This window comes from Priestia sp. D51, assembly GCF_053345675.1.
In genome coordinates this window covers 833,290-853,524 of record NZ_JBLTIR010000002.1, presented here as the reverse complement: position 1 = coordinate 853,524, position 20,235 = coordinate 833,290, and the positions used below count along the sequence as shown (strand labels likewise).

25 protein-coding genes are annotated in these 20,235 nt (G+C 38.1%); 14 read left to right on the top strand and 11 right to left on the bottom strand.

Annotation, left to right across the window (positions count from 1 at the left end; genetic code table 11):
• Positions 1 to 51: 51 nt before the first annotated feature.
• Positions 52 to 759 carry a M48 family metallopeptidase gene (locus ACNHOZ_RS11260; RefSeq protein ID WP_447697122.1) on the bottom strand — a complete coding sequence of 236 codons (708 nt, stop codon included), beginning with the start codon at positions 757 to 759 and terminating at the stop codon, positions 52 to 54.
• Between the two features lies 1 nt (position 760).
• Positions 761 to 1,264 carry a YehS family protein gene (locus ACNHOZ_RS11255; RefSeq protein ID WP_048019518.1) on the bottom strand — a complete coding sequence of 168 codons (504 nt, stop codon included), beginning with the start codon at positions 1,262 to 1,264 and terminating at the stop codon, positions 761 to 763.
• A 422-nt stretch (positions 1,265 to 1,686) separates the two neighbouring features.
• Between ACNHOZ_RS11255 and ACNHOZ_RS11250 the strand changes: the two genes are divergently transcribed.
• The 3 genes from ACNHOZ_RS11250 (at position 1,687) to phaZ (ending at position 3,602) form a co-directional block, all read left to right on the top strand.
• Entirely contained in the window at positions 1,687 to 2,217 is a 531-nt protein-coding gene (locus tag ACNHOZ_RS11250) for an ECF transporter S component (protein WP_048019649.1), read from the top strand.
• Positions 2,218 to 2,306: 89 nt separating this feature from the next.
• Positions 2,307 to 2,498, top strand: coding sequence for a hypothetical protein (locus ACNHOZ_RS11245; protein WP_013058089.1), 192 nt, complete (start codon positions 2,307 to 2,309; stop codon positions 2,496 to 2,498).
• A 207-nt stretch (positions 2,499 to 2,705) separates the two neighbouring features.
• The gene (gene phaZ, locus ACNHOZ_RS11240) at positions 2,706 to 3,602 is read left to right on the top strand and encodes an intracellular short-chain-length polyhydroxyalkanoate depolymerase (protein ID WP_447697121.1); all 897 of its coding nucleotides are present in this window, start codon (positions 2,706 to 2,708) and stop codon (positions 3,600 to 3,602) included.
• Positions 3,603 to 3,822: 220 nt separating this feature from the next.
• Here the strand turns inward: phaZ and ACNHOZ_RS11235 are convergent, their stop codons facing one another.
• Entirely contained in the window at positions 3,823 to 4,389 is a 567-nt protein-coding gene (locus tag ACNHOZ_RS11235) for a CBO0543 family protein (RefSeq protein ID WP_048019520.1), read from the bottom strand.
• 292 nt (positions 4,390 to 4,681) lie between these two features.
• Here ACNHOZ_RS11235 and ACNHOZ_RS11230 point away from each other — a divergent pair, with 292 nt between their 5' ends.
• The 4 genes from ACNHOZ_RS11230 to ACNHOZ_RS11215 all read left to right on the top strand — a co-directional run bounded on the left by ACNHOZ_RS11230 (position 4,682) and on the right by ACNHOZ_RS11215 (position 7,342).
• Complete coding sequence (locus tag ACNHOZ_RS11230; protein WP_168761048.1) at positions 4,682 to 4,855, top strand: hypothetical protein; 174 nt, start codon at positions 4,682 to 4,684, stop codon at positions 4,853 to 4,855.
• Between the two features lie 23 nt (positions 4,856 to 4,878).
• Positions 4,879 to 5,256, top strand: coding sequence for a hypothetical protein (locus ACNHOZ_RS11225; protein ID WP_048019521.1), 378 nt, complete (start codon positions 4,879 to 4,881; stop codon positions 5,254 to 5,256).
• Positions 5,257 to 5,529: 273 nt separating this feature from the next.
• The gene (locus ACNHOZ_RS11220) at positions 5,530 to 6,153 is read left to right on the top strand and encodes an FMN-binding negative transcriptional regulator (RefSeq protein ID WP_048019522.1); all 624 of its coding nucleotides are present in this window, start codon (positions 5,530 to 5,532) and stop codon (positions 6,151 to 6,153) included.
• Between the two features lie 211 nt (positions 6,154 to 6,364).
• Positions 6,365 to 7,342 (top strand): ring-cleaving dioxygenase, encoded by a 978-nt coding sequence (locus ACNHOZ_RS11215; RefSeq protein ID WP_447697120.1) that lies wholly within the window; start codon positions 6,365 to 6,367, stop codon positions 7,340 to 7,342.
• A 57-nt stretch (positions 7,343 to 7,399) separates the two neighbouring features.
• Here the strand turns inward: ACNHOZ_RS11215 and ACNHOZ_RS11210 are convergent, their stop codons facing one another.
• The 4 genes from ACNHOZ_RS11210 to ACNHOZ_RS11195 all read right to left on the bottom strand — a co-directional run bounded on the left by ACNHOZ_RS11210 (position 7,400) and on the right by ACNHOZ_RS11195 (position 9,758).
• The gene (locus ACNHOZ_RS11210) at positions 7,400 to 7,669 is read right to left on the bottom strand and encodes a YjcZ family sporulation protein (protein WP_048019524.1); all 270 of its coding nucleotides are present in this window, start codon (positions 7,667 to 7,669) and stop codon (positions 7,400 to 7,402) included.
• 338 nt (positions 7,670 to 8,007) lie between these two features.
• A complete protein-coding gene (locus ACNHOZ_RS11205) occupies positions 8,008 to 8,793 on the bottom strand; it encodes a tyrosinase family protein (RefSeq protein ID WP_447697119.1) in 786 nt (261 codons plus the stop codon).
• Positions 8,794 to 9,031: 238 nt separating this feature from the next.
• A complete protein-coding gene (locus ACNHOZ_RS11200) occupies positions 9,032 to 9,544 on the bottom strand; it encodes a hypothetical protein (RefSeq protein ID WP_048019526.1) in 513 nt (170 codons plus the stop codon).
• 4 nt (positions 9,545 to 9,548) lie between these two features.
• Positions 9,549 to 9,758, bottom strand: a complete 210-nt coding sequence (locus tag ACNHOZ_RS11195; protein ID WP_048019650.1) for a hypothetical protein — start codon at positions 9,756 to 9,758, stop codon at positions 9,549 to 9,551.
• A 198-nt stretch (positions 9,759 to 9,956) separates the two neighbouring features.
• Here ACNHOZ_RS11195 and ACNHOZ_RS11190 point away from each other — a divergent pair, with 198 nt between their 5' ends.
• Entirely contained in the window at positions 9,957 to 10,496 is a 540-nt protein-coding gene (locus tag ACNHOZ_RS11190) for a GNAT family N-acetyltransferase (RefSeq protein WP_048019527.1), read from the top strand.
• Positions 10,497 to 10,556: 60 nt separating this feature from the next.
• Here the strand turns inward: ACNHOZ_RS11190 and ACNHOZ_RS11185 are convergent, their stop codons facing one another.
• The 3 genes from ACNHOZ_RS11185 to ACNHOZ_RS11175 form a co-directional block, all read right to left on the bottom strand.
• A complete protein-coding gene (locus ACNHOZ_RS11185; protein ID WP_048019528.1) occupies positions 10,557 to 11,192 on the bottom strand; it encodes an FMN-dependent NADH-azoreductase in 636 nt (211 codons plus the stop codon).
• Between the two features lie 486 nt (positions 11,193 to 11,678).
• Complete coding sequence (locus ACNHOZ_RS11180; protein WP_048019529.1) at positions 11,679 to 12,314, bottom strand: FMN-dependent NADH-azoreductase; 636 nt, start codon at positions 12,312 to 12,314, stop codon at positions 11,679 to 11,681.
• A gap of 30 nt (positions 12,315 to 12,344) precedes the next feature.
• On the bottom strand, positions 12,345 to 12,662 hold the full coding sequence (locus ACNHOZ_RS11175; protein ID WP_013058076.1) for a winged helix-turn-helix transcriptional regulator: 318 nt from the start codon (positions 12,660 to 12,662) through the stop codon (positions 12,345 to 12,347).
• A gap of 220 nt (positions 12,663 to 12,882) precedes the next feature.
• On the opposite strand from ACNHOZ_RS11175, the gene ACNHOZ_RS11170 reads away from it, so the two are divergent.
• The 6 genes from ACNHOZ_RS11170 (at position 12,883) to ACNHOZ_RS11145 (ending at position 18,836) form a co-directional block, all read left to right on the top strand.
• Entirely contained in the window at positions 12,883 to 13,125 is a 243-nt protein-coding gene (locus ACNHOZ_RS11170; RefSeq protein WP_013084095.1) for a spore germination protein, read from the top strand.
• A 214-nt stretch (positions 13,126 to 13,339) separates the two neighbouring features.
• A complete protein-coding gene (locus ACNHOZ_RS11165) occupies positions 13,340 to 14,689 on the top strand; it encodes a glycosyltransferase family 2 protein (protein ID WP_048019530.1) in 1,350 nt (449 codons plus the stop codon).
• 127 nt (positions 14,690 to 14,816) lie between these two features.
• The gene (locus ACNHOZ_RS11160) at positions 14,817 to 15,437 is read left to right on the top strand and encodes a polysaccharide deacetylase family protein (protein ID WP_048019531.1); all 621 of its coding nucleotides are present in this window, start codon (positions 14,817 to 14,819) and stop codon (positions 15,435 to 15,437) included.
• A gap of 287 nt (positions 15,438 to 15,724) precedes the next feature.
• Positions 15,725 to 16,294, top strand: coding sequence for a LemA family protein (locus ACNHOZ_RS11155; RefSeq protein WP_080754488.1), 570 nt, complete (start codon positions 15,725 to 15,727; stop codon positions 16,292 to 16,294).
• Positions 16,294 to 17,067 carry a TPM domain-containing protein gene (locus ACNHOZ_RS11150; protein WP_048019532.1) on the top strand — a complete coding sequence of 258 codons (774 nt, stop codon included), beginning with the start codon at positions 16,294 to 16,296 and terminating at the stop codon, positions 17,065 to 17,067. Before ACNHOZ_RS11155 ends, ACNHOZ_RS11150 begins: the two co-directional genes overlap by 1 nt.
• A gap of 398 nt (positions 17,068 to 17,465) precedes the next feature.
• The gene (locus tag ACNHOZ_RS11145; RefSeq protein WP_048019533.1) at positions 17,466 to 18,836 is read left to right on the top strand and encodes a DUF2254 domain-containing protein; all 1,371 of its coding nucleotides are present in this window, start codon (positions 17,466 to 17,468) and stop codon (positions 18,834 to 18,836) included.
• Between the two features lie 37 nt (positions 18,837 to 18,873).
• Here ACNHOZ_RS11145 and ACNHOZ_RS11140 read toward each other — a convergent pair whose 3' ends face one another.
• On the bottom strand, positions 18,874 to 20,178 hold the full coding sequence (locus ACNHOZ_RS11140) for an aldehyde dehydrogenase (RefSeq protein WP_048019534.1): 1,305 nt from the start codon (positions 20,176 to 20,178) through the stop codon (positions 18,874 to 18,876).
• Positions 20,179 to 20,235 lie beyond the last annotated feature (57 nt).

Here is a 20,235-nt window from a genome sequence, read left to right as displayed (position 1 = left end):
AAAAAAAGAGCAGTATGCCCCTGGGCGTCTGCTCTTTTTTATTTAGCGGTACTACACCGTCATTTCCCAGCTCGACATTTCCAGCCAGTGCTCTTGTTCACGATAATCGGGCATAATTTTCCCGACAAGACGCCAAAAGGAACGATCATGATTCATGTGAACCATGTGGCACATTTCATGAACGACTACGTAATCAATGACGTGCGGCGGTGCCATTGCCAGCCGCCAGTTGAAGGTTAGCTGACGCTTAGAATCACACGTGCCCCACGCTTTTTTACTATCGGAAATCGAGATGGATCGCGGCTTTGTTTTAAAATGTTTTTGATAGGAGGAGACACTTTTGGTTACGAGCGCTTTACATTGTTGATAGTAAAAACGTTTGAGCGCTTGTTTTATCGCTTCATCGTCGTGCTGATTGACATAAATCTGAAGCGTGTTCGCTTCAAACACTACAGAATCCTTTGTAATGGTCGAATCGTGATGAATCTGTATCGGATAGTTTTTTCCTACATATAAAAAGCTTTCTCCGTGTTCATAGACTTTTTTCTTGGGTCCATGCGTTCTATCTTTCATTTCATTTATTTTTTGCTGAATCAATGCCCAGTTGTTCTCTAATAACATACGTACTTGTTCAGTAGAGGTTCCTTTAGGAGCAAGGACTTCGACCGTTCCGTATCCGTCTACTTTGATTGCAAAAGAACTTCGGTTTTTATATCGTATTTCATAATGGATACTCTGATTTGAAAAAGTGTGTATCATGTTATCCTCTATATTGTACGGTTAAGCCTCTTAGGAATTTTCGAGCAAAATTCTCTTTGCACGGTTTGTAATTTTTATGGCCTTTTTTTCGTAATAAAGCACCTAATTCTGCTTTAGATACACGTATTCCACCGTCGTCAAATACTTCTAACATCTCTTCGCTTGTTAGGGATAAAGCGATTTTCACTTTCTTTAATAAGACATTATACATATTTTGATTGCTCTGAACCGGCGCTGGAGGTGCTTGCCCTGGTTTAGGATCTTGTTGTCCTCTTTTAAAGGTAATAAAACCGTTTAAAAAAGAATCTAACATACTGTTCGTGCACGGTATATGATCGTCCTCATGAACTGCATCCTCGTCTTCTTCATCCGGTGTTCTCGTAAGGATTTTTAATACGTCTTCTTTGGTTACATCTTCTCCGCCAAGATTAAAGATCTCTACCATTTCTGTATTTTTTAAATCCAAGGCATATCGTAATCTAATTAAAATATCGTTATTATCCATTCTTGCTCCTCCTATAACTTGCTTGCTGTATGTAAAAATTATGACTGCCACAATCTGAACGGACTTGGTCAATATCAGTACAATTATAGTAACAGGTTCCGCTGGAATTCTAAGTTATTCCATTCATTTCTACAAACATATAACTTCTCATATTTATCAGCCTTCGTCAACTCTTGAAAAAGAACGATTTGCTCATATTATGTCCGAACAGACACTTTGCCATAACAAAAATTAGGCGCCGCAGTCTGCTAAAAGAAGCAGAGTCAGCTTTATTTTTTAAAGAAGGGATAGGGCAATTTTTGAATTTGGAGGATTCTTGTGTGCTGCTAGAATGATATACCTTACTAAATAAATAGTTTTACATATTTATTAAGTGTCCAATTAGGAGTATGATAGTAGTAAAAAAAGAAAGAGGTCAACAGATGAATTCAACATACTCACCAAGAGAATCCACAAAAATTAAAGCTTTATCCATGCATGCGCTTTTTATCGCACTGACGTTTGTAGCGACAATGTTTATCAACATCAAGCTTCCTATTATGGGTAACGGAGGCCTCATCCATTTAGGCAACGTTCCTCTTTTTATAGCGGCCTTTATTTACGGTAAAAAAACAGGAGCCATCGCCGGCGCTTTTGGAATGGGGTTATTCGATCTGATCTCCGGCTGGACAGCATGGGCGCCGTTTACGTTTATTATTGTAGGGGCCATGGGCTTTTTAGCAGGTCTTATCTCTGAAAAAGCACCTGGTAAAAGAGCACTTGTCAACACACTGGCAGTTGTTGCTGCGCTGATTGTAAAAGTCGTCGGCTACTATTTTGCTGAAGTGATTCTTTATGGTAACTGGATCGTTCCGCTTGGCTCTGTACCAGGAAATGTGATGCAAGTTGTGATAGCCGGTATCATCGTTGTTCCGCTTGTAGCGCGCTTAAAGAATAGAGCGGTACAAATTTAATCGCTCAATCGTAACTTGTTTTACCATTATCCTATCCTTAAGTGATATACTTGATGAAGGTTTATCAAGTGAAAGGAGCGGAAAACACCATGAAATATTTAAAATCACAGATGAAGCAGCTCATTAAAGACAATCAGGAACTGCAAGGTAAGCTGAACGGTTTGATGAAAGAGCACAGTCTAGAAAAAAACTTTGCTCTTAAAGCTTTATACCATGCAGAAGTGGCTGAAGGCGGGAAATATCAGCTTGCCTATCAAGCATTAGACGCCCCGAAAAAGTAATGGCCTTGTTGCTCATTCGTATATTTCTTCATTATAAAAAGGCAGCCAAATCGCGTATTTGGCTGTCTTTTTTAGCAAATAGAATGACATAGAATTGTTTTGGCTTTTGCACAACTTCTTTCTAACTGCTTAAATCTTGATAAATAGGGTATTGAAAAATAAATGCTAGCGATCGTTCTAATTATATAAGAAAAGAGGAAAATAGCGATGACCGTATGTGCTTTAGGACAAGCAAAAGTAGAATTATCAAATGGAGAAACAGTAAATTACCGAATGAAAAAAGGCGGAAAAGAGGTGCTTTTGTTAATTCACGGAAACATGAATTCTTCCCTTAACTGGGATGTGTTAATGAACGAACTTCCAGAACATATCACAGCTTATGCCATCGACCTAAGAGGGTTTGGAGACTCCACTTACCATACACCTATCCACACAATCAAAGACTTATCAGATGATGTCAAACTGTTTGCGGATGCTTTAAAGTTGTCTGCTTTTACAATAAGCGGGTGGTCATTAGGAGGAGCAGTTGCTATGCAATATGTGATTGATCATCCGAATGATGCCAAGAATTTAATTCTATTAAGCTCCGTCAACATCAAAGGCTATCCCATTCCAAGAAGAACGTTGCTAGAACTGCCTATTCCTAACAACTTTATACAAACCAAAGAAGAAGTAAAAGAAGCATTTAGAATGGTAGAAAACGCGAAAGAAACAAAAAACACATGGTTTTTAAAAATGATGCTGCGTCAATTTTTATATACAAAAAATAAGCCGTCTGCTGATCAATTTGAAAAGTATTTAGAAGGAACGATCAAGCAGCGCAACTTAATTGATATCAATTACGCACTCATGAGATTTAATATTTCAAACGACTTTAATGGTGTTGTTCAAGGGACAGGAGAGGTGGAAAAAATCACGATTCCTACTATGGTTATTCAAGGAGATGAAGATAAGATGGTTTCAACAAGAGATGCATCTGACATCGCGAAAGGCATAGGGGAAAATGCAACGTTAAAAATTATGAAAGGTGTAGGCCACTGCCCGCTGTTAGATGATTTAAGCAGTTTAATGGACTTATACAACGCTAATTTAAGTAAAGCTTAGGAAAAGCGAGATTTTCTTTCCTAACAAAAGTTTTATTATTGCTAGATGCAGCATGTTCTAAATTCACACAATCAAAATGGGCTGTCTGCAAAAGAGATACTATGAGATGAAAAAAGCGTGCTATCTTTTGAGGAAGCAGACAGCGAGCAAATAAAGCCACTACAAAAAACGTAAGGTCTTTTTAAAGAAGCTTACGTTTTTTTACATGCACGCAACATATTCAATTCTGTTTTTCAAAATAAAGAAAAAGATTGGTAATCCATTTTGATAGCACTATCACACCAAGATAAAATACAAATAAATGACGGTAAGTAGCCCATTCATGCAGCTGGAAAAAGCCAATCCCTGTTAATAACGGTTTGAAAATAAAAGCAAAAAATAAGCAAAGAATCGTTGCGTATAAATAGTAATTTTTATGATGGTTAATTGTCCATTGGTAAAGCAGCATAAAAGAGACAGGAATAAGCGAAGCATCTAGGCTAAAGCTTACGGGTATGATTGTGTTGATTTGGTAAGGATACGTCCACAGCCCGTTATAAACTCCGGCTGTATCACTATAGTGAAACCAAACGTGCACGTTAAATCCATAAAACCCTAAATGAAAGGCTTTTTTTCGATCAATTAAAAAGAAGAGAATGACTAAAGGCAAAATAAAAGCACTCAAGGTCACCCAAAACTGCCAAGAGCCTGGAGTGGAGTATTGCTGCCAGTATTCAGCCCACGTTTTGGCTAGATTTTCTTGTATGCTATGTATTTTTTTTAGATATTCCTGTTGGTTTGGTGTCAATGTAATCCATCCTTTTTAAGTAAGCAAAATTTCGTTACTTTTAAAATGCCCTTTTCTTAAGGTTTGGATACCTTTCCCTGTTGAGTTGTTTGTATTTTTCTGCACGCAAAACAATGTATGTATTCGGTGTAATCTGCATGTTTACGTCGATTTTGCTGCTCGGAGAGGCCGTTTATCAGCTCATCATTTAAAAAGCAGTTACAGCGACTGTTTTTTCCATTTTTATGAAACTTTTAGCGAGGTTTTTACGTATAAAAGGTATCAATAAAATAGTAGAAAAAGGAGTGGCTGTTTGTCTGAAGAAAAGAAAAAGGCAAATTATCTAGGAATGGGATTAGGTCTGGGCGTTGTGATGGGGGCTTCTCTTGGAATGTTGAAGGATAATATGGGGTTTGGTATTGCGATTGGGACCTCATTAGGGGTTGTTTTTGGAACGACGATGAATCAAAGAAACAATAAGGAATAGATTTCTGAAGAAAGGAGTAGAGAATGAAATATTTTGACGAAGCAAAAGAACTATGGGTAAACTATGTCCCGAGAAATGGGCAGTCGGATATTGTAGAAGGAGAGGTCCTCCGAGCCATTGAAAAGCTTCGCTGTGAAGCTCAAGGAAACGGAAATGCCAATTGGGACAGCGGGTTTGAGATGCTGGTGCTATATATACTAGACGTATTAAATGACCCGGACGTATTCAGCGCAGCTATGCTAGCCGAAATAAAAGCCGATGTTCACACCTTGCTTACTTCAGCAGAAGATCCGTATTTAGAAGACGACGTATACGATCGCTTGACGGATTGCGTCATTGTGTGGCATATAGCCAAAGGCGGACCTATCAAACGAGAAAAAAATCCTCAATTGTATAGATAAGCGAGAAAAAGGAGCTGTTTTAAACGGGCTCTTCTTTTTTTGATCCCCAACGCTTTGCTTAACCAACAACTATCTAATTGCATCATGTGCTAAATAAATACATATTAAAAATCAGCGGTTTACATCACAGCAGTGTAGCATAAGCTTCTTAAAAAATCGATTCATAAACGATTAAATGTTTGCTGACCTCCATAAAAAGTTTATAACTGACGCTGTTGCAAACGCCTGTATTATTATATTCTTTACTACATAAAAGATAAAGGAGAAGCGCCGATGTATATTCCAAAGTATTTTAAAGTAAATGATGAACAAATCATGTATGATTTTATTGAAGACAATGGATTTGCCACTTTGTTTTCATATCATAATGAAAAGCCTTATGCTACTCATTTGCCTCTGATGTTAGATCCGAAAGAAAAAGCTTTATACGGGCATTTCGCTCGTCCGAATCAGCAGTGGAAAGATGCTGAAAATCAAGAAATTTTGATTGTGTTTCAAGGGCCTCACTGCTATATTTCACCGTCTTGGTATGAAACGAATCAAGCTGTGCCGACATGGAATTACGAAGCTGTTCACGTGTATGGCACGATGAAAATGATTGAAGAACCTAAAGAGCTGCTTGGACTGCTGAGCAAGATGGTAGCGAAGTATGAAAGCCCGAGCAGTACATATACACTAAATGACGTTGACCCTGCTTATATGAATGGTTTAAGCAAAGGAATCGTTGGATTTAAGATCGATATTATTAAAATGGAAGGCAAGCAAAAGATAAGTCAAAATCATTCAGCAGAGAGACAGCAGTTAGTCATAGAAAAATTAGAGCAGACGTCTCGTGAAAATGAAACAAAAATTGCGGAGCTGATGAAGCAAAATGTGCAGCGCGTGCTTAAGAAGTAACCGCTGTTGGAAAAGATCAGCAGTTTGTTAAAGGGAAGATAAAGAGAAACTAACTATGTGTTTAGTTTCTTTTTTATGTTCACAACATTTTCTTGTTATTGACAAACAGGCTGTATATCCTTTAAAATTATCTTTAATTAAAGATAATTAAATTAAAGATAATTTTAAAGGAAGTTAAAAAATTTATACATTATGAAAAGAGGCGGAGCAGATGGAATTGTTAGGGTTGCATCACGTATCTATTTTGACAGGGAAAGCTGAGAAAAACTATCAGTTTTTCACTAAAGTTTTAGGCATGCGATTAGTAAAAAAAACGGTGAATCAAGATAACACTCAGTCTTACCACTTATTTTATGCAGATGGAGAAGGGACCCCAGGAACGGAAGTAACGTTTTTTGATATTCCAGGGCTTGCAAGAACGCATGAAGGTGCATCTGATATTTCGACTGTGTCGCTTCGCGTTAAAAGTACGGATTCTCTACACTTTTGGAAAGAACGCTTCGAGCAGCACGGAGTGGAATATGAAGAAATAGCTAAACGAGCTAATCGTGATACATTAGCATTTAAAGATTATGAAGGTACACGTTTGCTTCTTGTTGCGGACAACGGTGAAAAGGGGGTAAGAGCAGGCGTGCCGTGGAAGCGCGAAGACATTCCGTTAGAACATGCCATTATCGGCTTAGGACCGGTCACGCTAACGGTGGGCACGGCAGAACCAACAGTCGATGTTCTGACAAACATTATGGGATTTCGCTATGTGGGTTCTTATCCATCTTTTGCAGAAAATCAAAAGGATATTTTGGTTTATGCAACGGGTGAAGGCAGAAGCGGAGCCGAAGTTCATATTGAAACGAGACCCGATTTGCCGAAAGTTCGCTTAGGGCGCGGTGGCGTTCATCACGTTGCCTTCCGTGTTCCAAATGAAGAAGAATACAATAAGTGGGCAACTCGACTAAATGAAAACAGTCTGCCGAATTCCGGTAAAGTAGAACGATACTATTTCAAAGCACTTTATTTCAGAGAACCAAACGGCATTTTATTTGAATTATCAACGGACACACCTGGATTTGCGACCGATGAACCGCTTGAAACGATGGGTCAAACACTAGCGCTGCCCCCATTTTTAGAGCCGAAGCGCAAAGAAATTGAAGCGAAGCTGAGACCGCTAGATTTGGATGAAACACTATAAGATTTGTGGCTATTGAGACATGAAAAAACTCCAGTATTTATACTGGAGTTTTTTAGGTTAACACTCATCTTGCCAGAAACCGCAACCACATGCACCAATAATAATGAGTAAAATAAACAGTACGATGATAATGGCAAAACCATTACATCCATGATGAGGAACGCCATATCCACATTCAGGAACCATATATCCATAGTCCGGCATTGTGTATCCGCAGTGTGGAATCATATGGTCATAAGCAGGAGCAGTATAGGCGTGGTGAGCCATAGCAGGTGAGAACGGCATATTTTCATTAGAACTAAAAGGTGCGTTTACGTTATTGTGCATTTTAATATCTTCCCTTCATTTATAAAACTTTTATAAAGCTTTGATAACTTATTCATATGTTCGAAGGTCCTCATATGAAGCTTATTCACAGCCCAATTATGGTTGATTAACTATATTTTATGGTGAATGGAAATGTAGCAGTTAGTTTTACAATGCTTGTGGCCTTATAAGTTATGTCAGAAGGGAAGGGGGTTACCTGTTCTAAATTGTATAACGCTGTTTCTAGAACTGGTTATGAGGAACGTTTTGATTTTCTTAATTCTATATCGTATACGTACCCAAGCTTTCGATGGTTCATAACGTCTTCAGGGGTTGTATTCCAAGGATACATCGGATCTCTAAAGTTTTGACCAAATGGCCCATTTTTCAACGGCAGATAGTTTTGATTGCGGTGAACCATTTGCCATAGCCCAAATACGATCCACATTTGCGTGGTGTAAAAAGAAGACAGGATCATTCGGAGCAGTAGGGACAACGCCCATCTGTCCGCCAACCCAACGGTGTACACGATTGTGAAGCTGTGGCCCGTTAATAAATCCTTCAAGCTGATTACGAAAGCTGTTTTGGCTGGTCATATCCCAAGGCGGCGTATCATACTGAGTTATTTTTAAAGCATCCAGAACATCATCTCGAGTAGGGAGTGTAGGCGCCTCTTTCGTTGCCCCGAAATTACGTTTTAACCCTCCAGAAGGATTTCCTTGTTCATCGATTGTCGTCCAGCACCCAGCTGCAAAGGGACCGGTATCGACGATAAAATCTTTTTTAGGGTTTCCGTTTCCGCCCATAAAATCTGCGCTCCAAATTTTTGATTGTGATGGATTCTGCAGCTGTGCATCCGTTTCCCACTCCCAATAAGGAAGGGTTACTTCTGGATTGATCGACTGAAGGTCACGTTCGAATCGCAAAAGGTATTCACGATGCCACGGCAAAAAAGCAGAACTCATATGTGCTGCATTTCGATCGCTGCCAGGAGGCGTATGAAATTTACCTGCTGCACCATGCCAGGCTACATAGCGGTCATATATTCCTTTTTCCTTTAGTATTAGCACGGCACGAATAAAATCTCTTTTTTCGGTGTCTGTAAGATGTAATACGTTTTTTCTGACTTTATATTTGTTACTCATTTTTAAACCTCTTTCTTAAAAAAGAAGCAAAGGGCTGTTTCTTTTTTATACTTAGAATATGTCCAAGAGGTAAAAGTGCTACTGTCATATCTCTAAAATTTCACAGCCTAAATTTGGATTTTTTACATATCAAATAGACTTTAAATCAATTATTAACTTTTTAGAGCTGTAGATAATGAGAAGAGGTATAATGAAAAAAGCAGGCGTGAGCCTGCTTTTTTCATTGTATATATTAGTGTTAATGACCTATTGGATACATGGTCGTTACACTATAGTCGTAGTCTTTGCCTCTGTAGTCGGTATACACAACTCTAACTTCTTGGTTTAAAGAACTAATATATTTTTCTTTAACGTAATTGCCAGATTTATTATTGGTGCCGTCTTCACCTTCGTTAATGACTTCTTCGGCAATAGACATGGCTTGTTTTTCATTTAAATACTTGCTAAATTGGCTTTTACCATGGTAATTGTCCGCTCCTGGTTTTTGCATATGCGCGACAATGTGGCAATATCCGTATTTATCATTTCCTTCTTGTAAGACAAGCTCTTTGCCGGTAAATAACCTGTCGCTTTGAGTCTCTGCAGAGCATTCGTTGCTTGATGTAGTGTCCGATGTACTGCTGGATGTGCTGCTTGAATTTTCATGCTGCTGAATGAGGGAAATAGGTGAATTGTTGGTAAATACAGCGATGAGAGCAATCACAAGTGCTACAATGGTGTATAGTATTTTGCTGTTTTTAAAAAAATCCATTCCTTTATGCGTCTCCTTTTTGAATCAACGTTAAAATCAAATCAACTTTCTTTTCTAGCTGATCGATTAAGTTTTGTTTTACTTGTTCTGATTGTAATAAAGCGCTTCTTAGTTCGTCCATATCTTTTTGCATATACGCACGGTTTTCTTTTTCTTGCTGCAGCTCTCTTTGAAGAGCGTGTATCGTGGACAGCAATTCTTTATCTTGGTTCATTTCTGCGTTCACCGCCTCTGTATTGATAAAAAGCAACGTATGCCCACTATATAAAATACCACTATCTCTGCTGTAAATCGACTATTTGGATAGGAAATGGGCCCTCCCGGGTGAGGTTTTAGCAGGATATTGCTAGTTGAGAGGAGAATAGTATGGTTTACCGTAGATTGATAAGCTGCACAGAAAAGAGGGAAGAAAATGTTTCCGGAATTAGAGACAAAACGGCTGATATTAAGAAAAATTGTAGAAAATGATGCGGGTGAGATTTTAGAATGCTTTTCTGATGAAGACGTGCTGCGCTATTACGGGCAAAAATCTTTAGAATCGATTGACCAAGTGAAAGGGATCATTGAGAATTTTTCCAAAGGCTACGAAGAAAAGCAGTTGATTAAATGGGGGATTCAGCTAAAAGGAAACGAAAAGCTGATTGGCACAATAGGGTTTCAAGAGTGGTCTTCAGAGCATAAAAAAGCAAATATAAGCTATGCTCTTTTTCCTGAGCACTGGAACAAAGGATACGCAACGGAAGCCGTTCATGAAGCGATTTCTTATGGCTTCCACAAACTTCAATACAATCGCATAGGAGCGATTGTATTTACGCAAAATAGCGGATCTATCGCTTTGTTAAGCAAAGTAGGATTTAAAAAAGAAGGGACGTTAAGAGAGTACCTATATCAAAACAATATCCCGTTTGATACATATGTTTATTCGCTGCTGCGCGGGGAAGCAAAGATATAATTGTAAGCACAAAAAAAGGAACATGGGGAGATGTTCCTTTTTTTGTGCCTATATTTGCTATTAGAACGTACGTGCAGCTTCTTTAGCGCGAGCAATACCGTCTTCTTTAATTTCTTGTGCTTTATCTGGCATTGCAGCCTGTCCTTCTACAAATAGGCTTCCGATAGAAGGAACCCCGAAGAAGTTCATCATAATGCGCATATAGCGGTGACCCATTTCTAGTTCACCAGCAGGGCCGCGAGAGTAGATACCGCCGTTTGCTTGAATATGGAATGCTTTTTTATCTGTTAATAGACCTACAGAACCTTCTGCAGTGTATTTGAATGATTTTCCGGCTACTGCTACAGCATCTAAGTATGCTTTCATCACTGGAGGGAATGAAAAGTTCCACATTGGTGTAACAAATACATATTTGTCTGCTTGAGCAAATTGGTCACTTAACTCGTTTAAGCGAGCAACTTTGCGCTGTTCTTCAGAAGTAAGTGTATCAAATTCTGCGCCGCTTCCAAGTTTGCCCCATCCGCTGAATACATCGCCGTCGATGTGAGGGATATGCTCTTGATATAAGTTAACGTGAACAATCTCATCCGTTGGGTTTACTTCTTTATACTCATTAATAAATGCATCTCCCGCAGCCATACTGAATGATTGCGTAGCATCGTTAGGGTTTGCTGTAATATATAATACTTTTGCCATAATTCTTTTCACCTTTCTGTTTTCAATATATAAATGTTGTTTTATGAATTAAAGATAATGTGTTCGAAAACATCTACTACGTTATTAATAGTAACTTAAGTAACGAATTTAGTCAAAGGTTTTTTATTTGGTTTTATCATGTTCACAAACATTTTTAAGAGTATTACGCTTTTGGGTTTTATGGCTGAATCCTTTAAGAGGAAGGGATTTTTTTCAGTTTGAAAGGTAAATTTAAACGTTATTTATTTAGAGGAACTATCTTTTTCGAACGTAGATAATTAAAAAAAGAAAAAGAAAAATTATGTATTTTTGTTTCATACGTTATTAATAGTAACAAAAGCTAACAGCGTTTCATCTTTTCTTTAAACCTATTTTCAGCGTAAAACGAGCAGGAAGGTGATCATTATTTCAAGGGAAATATAAGGGAGGGGAGAGTAAAGAAAAAGACCTCGATCTGCTTCGAAGTCTTTTTGATTCTTATTGCATTTAAAATGTTTTGGCCATTGAATGCGCTTTTTGAAGTGCTTTTTCTTTAATTTGCGGAATTTGATCCGGAAATTTTACCTGCCCTTCAATAATGATGTTTTCGAACGCTTCAATACCAAAGAAGTCCATCATGATTTCTAAATAGCGGTGGCCCATTTCTCTTGCCATTTCTGGACCTTCTGAATACACGTCTCCGCGGGACTGAATGTGAAGTGCTTTTTTTCCTTTAAGCAATCCCTGAGCGCCTTCTTTTGTATATGTAAAGGTTTTACCTGACACGGTAATCGCATCAATGTACGTTTTCATGATCGCAGGAACGGAAAAATTCCACATTGGCGTGACAAAAATATATTTATCAGCAAGTACGAACTGTCCGCCTAGTTCGGCTAACCTTCCCACTTTTAATCGTTCATCCGTTGATAAATCCTGGATGGAGGAGTGAGAACGAAGCTTTTTCCATCCGTTAAATACGTCTGCATCTAAGTATGGAATATCTGCTTGATATAAATCTAAATGAACCACATCATCTTCTGGATGTGTTTGCTTATACACATCAATAAATTCTTTCCCTACAGCCATGCTAAGCGATTCGTCTTCAGCTAAAGGGTGTGCAGTAATATAGAGAACATTTGCCATGATGCTCATCCTTTCTATGGAGTAGTTTTATTAATCTTGGACCCAGCTTTCTGCCCACTGGCTAATTGGTCCTAGTATTTTACCTAACTCTGTTCCTTTTTGAGTCAGCGAATATTCAGAACGAATAGGGCGGTCGGGAATGACATTTCGGACAACGATTCCGTGGTCTTCAAGCTCTTTAATCCGTTCTGTCAACAGCCTTCTGCTTAAAGCTGGTATACTTTCATTTAATTCACTAAAGCGTTTAGGACCGCTCATAAGCACATAGATGATTAATCCTGTCCACTTCTTGCCAATCAGTTCGAAACTTTTTTCTACTTTAGGTTGAATATCTTTTGGTTCGTCCATATTACGTATCCTCCTTCAAACAATATGGATGAAAAATAACTTATGCATTTATTGTAACAGAAAAAGCGTAAAAACATGTGGAAACTTTGGGTGAAGCAGGGTGAAATGAATAAATTCACTAATGTTTGTACCTTGCCTTTTGTTTTATAAAAACTTTTCACACATAGGCTTGTCACAACATACGATGTACGAATTCATTTTAAGAAAAGGTGGTATGGTCATGGCAGGAGTTATTAACATCTGTAACACGAGAATTAATGGTATGGCAAGAAACGGATCGATGAATTTTGGAGAAGTTCTTCACAACGGACACACAGCGGATGTTAAATCTGTTGGAATCAACTCAACCTATGGAGACATTTCAGCTGCTTGTGCGCGAATGAAAAATACAAATATGGATGCAGATATATTTGATCAAACGGCTGTTGCGAATATTGATGGGGTATATGGAAATCAGCTATAAAAGAGAGCTGCTTATAACACATGAAGTTATAAGCAGCTTTTTTATGCTGAGAAGTAGAACACTTATTTATGATAAAAGAATGTGTTTCTAATTCAATAGAATGATCTACTAAAGTTCGTGAATCTATTATATACGCCTTTTCTAAAAAAATTTATATATTGTACAAGCACCCCGTCATTTATTGAATAGTATATAGAGGAAAAACAAAGAAAGGATGATTAAAATAGAATTATATGATTCCTATTACAACCGTTCCGATGGAAAATACTATATTAAAAAGAAAAAAAAGAGTCCAAATCCCTTAAAAGAGACCAAAAATAAAATAAATAAAGCAGACCATTCATTATATAGTATGAGTATAAAAAATAATCATAAACAACCTATTAAAGTGAGTATTATTATGCCTACTTATAATAAATACCACCAAACCTCTCTTTCGCTTTACGGTTTATCTAAACAAACGTTTCCCCACGCTCAGTATGAAGTCATTCTAGTGGATGACGCTTCTTCTGACAACACACCTAACATTTTAAAAGAAGCTGATGTCCCGTTCAAATTTAAGTATATCCGTATGAAACAAAATAAAGGGCGCTCATCTGTGCGCAATATAGGAATTAACCATGCTGAAGGAGATCTTTTAATCTTTTTAGATGGGGAGATGCTAGCTCCTCCTGCTTTTATTGAAAATCACTATAAACATCATGTGCATGAATCCGATCTTGTGGTTACCGGAGCTATGCATTATGAAGGAGTCTACACGTTTATTATGCCAGACTATAATGAAGATCAAATGGCGCACTTAAAAGAACTGGTCGGCGGGGATCCTGAGTATAGAAGATTGTATGAAAACTATGAACAGACGAAGTGGCATTCAAACGTTCCTTATCCTCTTGTAACAAAAGAAGATATTGATACAAACCGTTTTCAACGTTTATCATTTCCTAATCGTTATTTCCTTAACAGCGGGCTAAAACATTTCGGAGAGCGACTTGAGGGATTTACGCTACCTTATATTGCATTTTTAAGTGGAAACGTATCAGTGAGAAAAGGGAACTTAAAAAAATCTGGTCTTTTTGATGAAACGTTTGTTGGCTACGGGGCAGAAGACTGGGAGCTTGGATATCGATTGTATAAAAATGGTGCACAATTTGTTTTAGATCCTTCAACAGTTGCTTATCATCAGGAACATGGGATATCGAAGCGAAAAGTGAAAGAGCAATGGGGCAATCACTATCGTTTTGTGAAAAAACATCCGAATATAGACGTTCTTATTCTATCTCTCGAATGGAAAGAGCTTCCGTTTATGCATATGCATAAAACATTAGTTGAATATAAAGCGCTGGAGCAGCGTTTTCCTGATGAATATAAGGAATTTAAACATGCTTTTCGCGTCATGCTGTTTAGAATCATTGAATATTTAAATAGTGGACAGCCCGTGACGAAACTTTACGATCTCCCAGGAGGATCAGATGAAAGAATAAAAATTATTCAGCAGTTCGAAACACTGCGCCCTCGTGGATTTGAGTACTTGGCGAGTTCTTTTGAACAAATCTATTACCTATAGCACTATTATATGAAGAAAAAGATATAATATCATCTCTTAAAAATTATCTCGTCGTAAAAGCCCCTCAGCTTACACCCACAAATTGAGGGGTTTATTTCTATATCTATTTTATATAAGGGGAGAAAACATGAATCAAAATTCACCAAAGTATGTTGCGTTAACGTTTGATGATGGCCCCTCAGCTTACACGGCTGCCATTTTAAAAATTCTAAAAAGATATAATGTACGTGCGACCTTTTTTGTCGTTGGTTCGGAAGTAGAAAGATTTTCAAAGCTGATCCAACGTATTCATAGAGACAAGCACGTAATTGGAAATCATACGTGGAGTCATCCTGATATTACAACTCTTTCTAAGTATGAATTGTGGAAAGAAATCACTTCTACAAATGCTCAAATAGAGAAAATCATCGGTTATTCTCCCAAGCTGTTTCGTCCACCTTACAGTTTGATAAATGATACAGCTCTTGCTGCTATTAAAGAATTGGGAATGACGTCTGTTCTATGGAATATAGATAGCCAGGATTGGCGTGAAGAAGATCCACTGGCCATATGCAAACATACGATTAAAAATCTACAAGAAAAGAATCTTATCGTCATGCACGACGGAGATCGATATGGCAGCGGAGCGCGGGACCATATTGTTGCTTCATTGCCAAAACTCATTAAGTATTTAATAAAGAACGACTATCAATTTGTAACGGTTCCTGAATTTCACAGAGTCGCATACAAGATTGAAGGTTGGTCTTAAGTAGAAAAAGGAATGGTTCTTAGTCATTCCTTTTTTAGATGTATGAAATAAGATAAAATGGATAAGGATTACATGTATTAGGTTATAGAAAGACTAGATAGAGAAACGTGTTTGAGAAATGAGGAGTTTGCGGTGAGAGTAGTATAAAAGTATTTCAACTTATAGAGAGAGTGATCGTTAAAGCATGTGGTCATCATAAATAAAATTGGAAAAAAATGAATCTTTTTAGAGTATGATTCGTACTAGTAAATAGATACATAATTTTTATGAAGAAAAGAGGTAATACATTGAGAAACAAAGGTTTGATCGCTACGATTGTTGTGTTAGTGCTTATTGTAATTTACGGAATAAGCTCTTACAATGGCCTCGTTAGCGCAGAGGAAGATGTAGATAATAAATTTTCCCAAGTGGATAACCAACTAAAAAGACGATCTGATTTAATTCCTAACTTAGTGGAAACGGTAAAAGGCTACGCTAAGCATGAACAGGAAGCAATTGATTCAGTCACTCAGGCAAGAGCGCAGCTAGCGGGAGCGAAAACGCCTGAAGATAAAGCTGATGCAGATCAGCAATTAAGCGGCGCGTTAAATCGCCTGCTTGTAGTGGTTGAAAAGTATCCGGATTTAAAAGCAAATGAAAACTTCAGAAGCTTGATGGATAGCTTAGAAGGAACGGAAAATCGACTCGCTGTAGCGCGTAAAGACTATAATGATGAAGTTGCAAAATATAATAAATCCGTTAAGGGATTTCCTAAAAACATGTTTGCGCGCACGTTTGGGTTTGATGAAAAATCATATTTTGAAGTAACAAATGAAGAAAAACAAGCGCCGAAAGTTGATTTCGGGAGCGATAAGTGATGAAATTTCTTGCTTCGTTTGCTTTATTATTATCTCTTTTATGTAATACGGTAAGCGTTGCTTTTGCTGCACCTGATATCCCAAATCCGGTAGGCGATATTTACGTTCAAGATTTTGCTCATCTGTTAAATGACCAGGAAAAAGCGGATATCAATCAAATGGGCAGAAAGTTAGATGATGAAACGAAAGCTCAAGTAGCGATTCTTACGGTGAATTCATTAGGTGATTCGGATGTAGAAGAGTACGCAAATGAAGCGTTTCGAAAGTACAAACTCGGTGATAAAAAGCTGAACAATGGCGTTCTTATTTTGCTCGCTAAAAAAGAACAAAAAATCCGAATCGAAGTAGGGTATGGGTTAGAAGGAGCTATCACCGATATCAAATCTGGAGAAATCATTGACTCTTATGCTATTCCTAACTTAAAAAACGGCAAATACGATACGGCGCTAGAAACTACATATAAAGCTGTTTATAACCAAGTCGTAAAAGAGTATGATTTAGGAAAAGATTTTGAACAAAAAGTGCCAAAAGCATCCGCTTCTTCTGATAGCGGTGTTCATTTCACAACCCTTCAAACGCTGCTGATTGCAGCTGTTATTGTGGGCTTGCTTATCCTTGACTTTGTCTTTTTTAAAGGAGCCATCACTCAATTTCTGCTAAACTTCCTTGTCATGTTTGGAGGAAGAGGCGGCGGAGGTGGCGGCAGTGGAAGCGGTCCTCGCGGAGGGGGAGGCGGCAGCTCCGGAGGCGGCGGAGCGAGCCGAGGCTGGTAAAAAGATAAGAGTTAAAAGAGGCTGAGATAAAATTAGGTTAGTTGAAAGAAAATCCGAACGTGATGGATTCTTGATTGAGAATTCAACGCGTTCGGATTTTTTGTTTGTATGGTGAACCTAGCTTTCATATCTTCATTCAGTTACTTCTAGCAGTTGATTGGAGGGCAAGACGAAGACTCCTGGGGGGAAAGGCTCACCGGCCGCGTCATGAGCGGTTCAGCTCATGTATTCTATTTGTACTCATTTAGATGAAATAATTAGGGGTATCTCAACCTCTTTTTTGCTTTGTGTGCCTATATCTTAAAAAATAGATTTTTTCTATTGTATAAGCATAATCAAAAAAAATTAGGGAACTAAGAAAAAAGTTAGAGATTTACAAATAAAAAGGAAGGTTTTATATGAATACATTTAGATGGATAGCGGCAAGGAAACAGCTTTCTCCTCGCGCGTTTAAAGATGAGTTAACTAGTCAAATCTGGTTTAGTCCCTTAATTTATGCTTTCTTTTCTGTTCTTTTAGCTGCACTGACGCTGTTTCTTGACTATTATTGCAAAGTAGGAGAGAAGGTCCCTTCATTTTTTTCAATCAACATGGATTTAACGAATACGTTAGTGAGTACGATTATGCCCGGGATTTTATCGATCACCACATTTACCTTTAACTTAATGCTTGTTGTGTTTACATCATTTGCAGCTCAGTTTTCTCCTCGCGTGTTAAAAAACTTTGCTTCTTCTAAGTCTACTCAGCGAATTTTAGGTATTTTTATAGGGAGTTTTTTGTATACACTTTTTGTCTTTCTTTTTTTAAACAGCTCTCAAGTAGACGGATATTTTGCGATTCCGTTTGTGACGACAGCCCTTTCTGTTTTTAGTGCGGGCACGTTTGTCTACTTCATTAATCATTCTGTTAAGTGGCTGCAAGTAAATCATATGACTCAATCGATGAAAACAGCGTCCATAAAAGCTATTAAGACAACGATTCGCGAGGAACTGGAGATTCATCGAACGCAGTCTAGTCATAGCGAACAATTTTCCTTTCCACAAGGAGAGAAAAAGCCGGTATGTATTCAAACATCTGGCTATATTCAAACGTTGAACTACAGCCAATTGATTCACTGTGCCAAAGAGCATAATTTAGTGATAAAAATGGAGCGTGAAGTAGGGGATTATGTGCTCAGCGGAACCGTATTGTTTTATTATTGGCATAGAGATTCGACGGAGCACGATGAAATGGATTGCACCGTTTTTCACCAATATATCCATGTAGGGAAATCCCAGACTGATATTCAAGACACGACGTATATTATTACCAAGTTTGTCGAGATGGCAATTAAATCACTAGGAAATGATGACTTCAAAACGGCGGTTAACTCCATTCACCAAATTAGCGATATTCTTCGGGAAATTTGTGCCGCGAGTCAATTTTCTTCTTACTTAGTTGATGATAAAGGCGTGATACGAATGGTGATCCCTGACAAAAAGTTTGAGGACTTTTTATATGATGGATTTGCTAATATCCGGCACTATGCGAGACGGAATATTATCATTACGATGGAGCTGCTCAAAACGCTTGGAAATCTCGCTGAGGCCATTGGGCCAGCTTATTATGACGACATCTGGGAGTTTGCCGTATACATTTCTAAAGGCTTTGAAGAAGAGTATTTATTTGTTCAAGATAAAAAATATTTTTTACATATTCTTTGCGATTTAGCGGTTTCCACAAAAAAAGAAGAGCAGTATGAACAAATCGCCAAACAAATGAAAGAATAAAAAAAGCCGAAGTCAGACGCTGACTTCGGCTTTTTCTTTATTTATTTGAACGTTTTAAGATGCTTTTAGCATGTGAAAATGTATCAAAGCTTGCTTTTCCGTGATACGCACCCATTCCGCTGTCACCAACGCCGCCAAATGGAAGGTAGTGAGATGTCATGTGATTAATTGTATCGTTAATAGAACCGCCGCCAAATGACACGCTGTTTAAGATGTGATCTTGGACTGCTTCATCTTCAGAGAAAAGATAAAGTGCCAATGGTTTTGGACGTTTTACGATTGCTTGGATTACTTCTGAGATTTCATCGTATACGATGACTGGAAGAATTGGTCCAAAGATTTCATCTTGCATCACATTGTCTTCCCATGAGATGTTGTCAAGAACAGTTGGTTCAATAAACAGACGAGAACGGTCCGTTTTGCCTCCAAAAACGATATCTCCGTTTGTTAAGAAGCTGTTAAGACGATCAAAATGCTTTTCGCTCACTACGTGAGGGAAGTCTAGATTTTGTGAAACATCTTCGCCGTACGTGTTTGTTACGACTTGTTTTAGGTTAGCTAGCAGCTCGTCTTTTACATTTCGCTGAACAAGAATGTAGTCTGGCGCTACGCACGTTTGGCCAGCATTTGCAAATTTACCGCGCGCAATACGTTTAGCTGCTTCTTCAATATTAGCATCTTCGTGTACAATTGTAGGACTTTTTCCGCCTAGTTCTAGCGTAACAGGCGTTAAATGTTTAGCTGCAGCTTCTGCTACAATTTTGCCGACCATTGTACTTCCTGTAAAGAAGATGTAATCAAAGTTTTCTTTTAGTAAAGCCGTGCTTGTTTCCACTTCACCTTCGACTACAGTCAAGTATTCTTCAGGAAAGTTTTCATTAAACATCTTAGCAAGAAGGCTTGACGTATGAGGTGTTAATTCAGAAGGCTTTAACACCACGCAGTTACCTGCAGCAATCGCGCCTACTACTGGTGATACAGCAAGTTGGAACGGATAGTTCCAAGGTGCAATCACTAGAGCTAAACCGTATGGATCTTGATAAATGTAGCTTTTTGCTCCAGCGTGAGTAGATGGTGTTTCTACTTCTTTTGGCGCTGCCCATTCTGCAAGATTCTCAACTGCAAAGTCGATTTCGCTTAGTACAAGACCAACTTCTGCACGTTTTGCTTCCATTTCTGGTTTGTTAAGATCAGCTTTTACTGCTTTTAAAATGTCGTCTTCATGTCGGACAACAAGTTCTCTCAATTTCTTTAGCGTTTCGATACGAAACGCAACGTCTTTTGTTTTACCGCTATTAAAGAATGAAAGCTGTTTTTTTGTAAGTTCTTGATAGTTATTCATCAGAAAGTCTCCTTTTACTTCACATTTTTAGCTCTTTACTTATTGAATAGAACTAGC

Bases quoted from the DNA above. Each gene is read 5' to 3' on its own strand.
- ACNHOZ_RS11175 (WP_013058076.1), bottom strand. From the start codon at position 12,662: ATGGACGAACCAAAAGATATTCAACCTAAAGTAGAAAAAAGTTTCGAA.
- ACNHOZ_RS11165 (WP_048019530.1), top strand. From the start codon at position 13,340: ATGATTAAAATAGAATTATATGATTCCTATTACAACCGTTCCGATGGA.
- phaZ (WP_447697121.1), top strand. From the start codon at position 2,706: ATGACCGTATGTGCTTTAGGACAAGCAAAAGTAGAATTATCAAATGGA.
- ACNHOZ_RS11160 (WP_048019531.1), top strand. From the start codon at position 14,817: ATGAATCAAAATTCACCAAAGTATGTTGCGTTAACGTTTGATGATGGC.
- ACNHOZ_RS11220 (WP_048019522.1), top strand. From the start codon at position 5,530: ATGTATATTCCAAAGTATTTTAAAGTAAATGATGAACAAATCATGTAT.
- ACNHOZ_RS11210 (WP_048019524.1), bottom strand. From the start codon at position 7,669: ATGCACAATAACGTAAACGCACCTTTTAGTTCTAATGAAAATATGCCG.
- ACNHOZ_RS11205 (WP_447697119.1), bottom strand. From the start codon at position 8,793: ATGAGTAACAAATATAAAGTCAGAAAAAACGTATTACATCTTACAGAC.
- ACNHOZ_RS11200 (WP_048019526.1), bottom strand. From the start codon at position 9,544: ATGGATTTTTTTAAAAACAGCAAAATACTATACACCATTGTAGCACTT.
- ACNHOZ_RS11245 (WP_013058089.1), top strand. From the start codon at position 2,307: ATGAAATATTTAAAATCACAGATGAAGCAGCTCATTAAAGACAATCAG.
- ACNHOZ_RS11145 (WP_048019533.1), top strand. From the start codon at position 17,466: ATGAATACATTTAGATGGATAGCGGCAAGGAAACAGCTTTCTCCTCGC.
- ACNHOZ_RS11180 (WP_048019529.1), bottom strand. From the start codon at position 12,314: ATGGCAAATGTTCTCTATATTACTGCACACCCTTTAGCTGAAGACGAA.
- ACNHOZ_RS11140 (WP_048019534.1), bottom strand. From the start codon at position 20,178: ATGAATAACTATCAAGAACTTACAAAAAAACAGCTTTCATTCTTTAAT.
- ACNHOZ_RS11190 (WP_048019527.1), top strand. From the start codon at position 9,957: ATGTTTCCGGAATTAGAGACAAAACGGCTGATATTAAGAAAAATTGTA.
- ACNHOZ_RS11225 (WP_048019521.1), top strand. From the start codon at position 4,879: ATGAAATATTTTGACGAAGCAAAAGAACTATGGGTAAACTATGTCCCG.
- ACNHOZ_RS11255 (WP_048019518.1), bottom strand. From the start codon at position 1,264: ATGGATAATAACGATATTTTAATTAGATTACGATATGCCTTGGATTTA.
- ACNHOZ_RS11170 (WP_013084095.1), top strand. From the start codon at position 12,883: ATGGCAGGAGTTATTAACATCTGTAACACGAGAATTAATGGTATGGCA.
- ACNHOZ_RS11150 (WP_048019532.1), top strand. From the start codon at position 16,294: ATGAAATTTCTTGCTTCGTTTGCTTTATTATTATCTCTTTTATGTAAT.
- ACNHOZ_RS11260 (WP_447697122.1), bottom strand. From the start codon at position 759: ATGATACACACTTTTTCAAATCAGAGTATCCATTATGAAATACGATAT.
- ACNHOZ_RS11215 (WP_447697120.1), top strand. From the start codon at position 6,365: ATGGAATTGTTAGGGTTGCATCACGTATCTATTTTGACAGGGAAAGCT.
- ACNHOZ_RS11250 (WP_048019649.1), top strand. From the start codon at position 1,687: ATGAATTCAACATACTCACCAAGAGAATCCACAAAAATTAAAGCTTTA.
- ACNHOZ_RS11195 (WP_048019650.1), bottom strand. From the start codon at position 9,758: ATGAACCAAGATAAAGAATTGCTGTCCACGATACACGCTCTTCAAAGA.
- ACNHOZ_RS11185 (WP_048019528.1), bottom strand. From the start codon at position 11,192: ATGGCAAAAGTATTATATATTACAGCAAACCCTAACGATGCTACGCAA.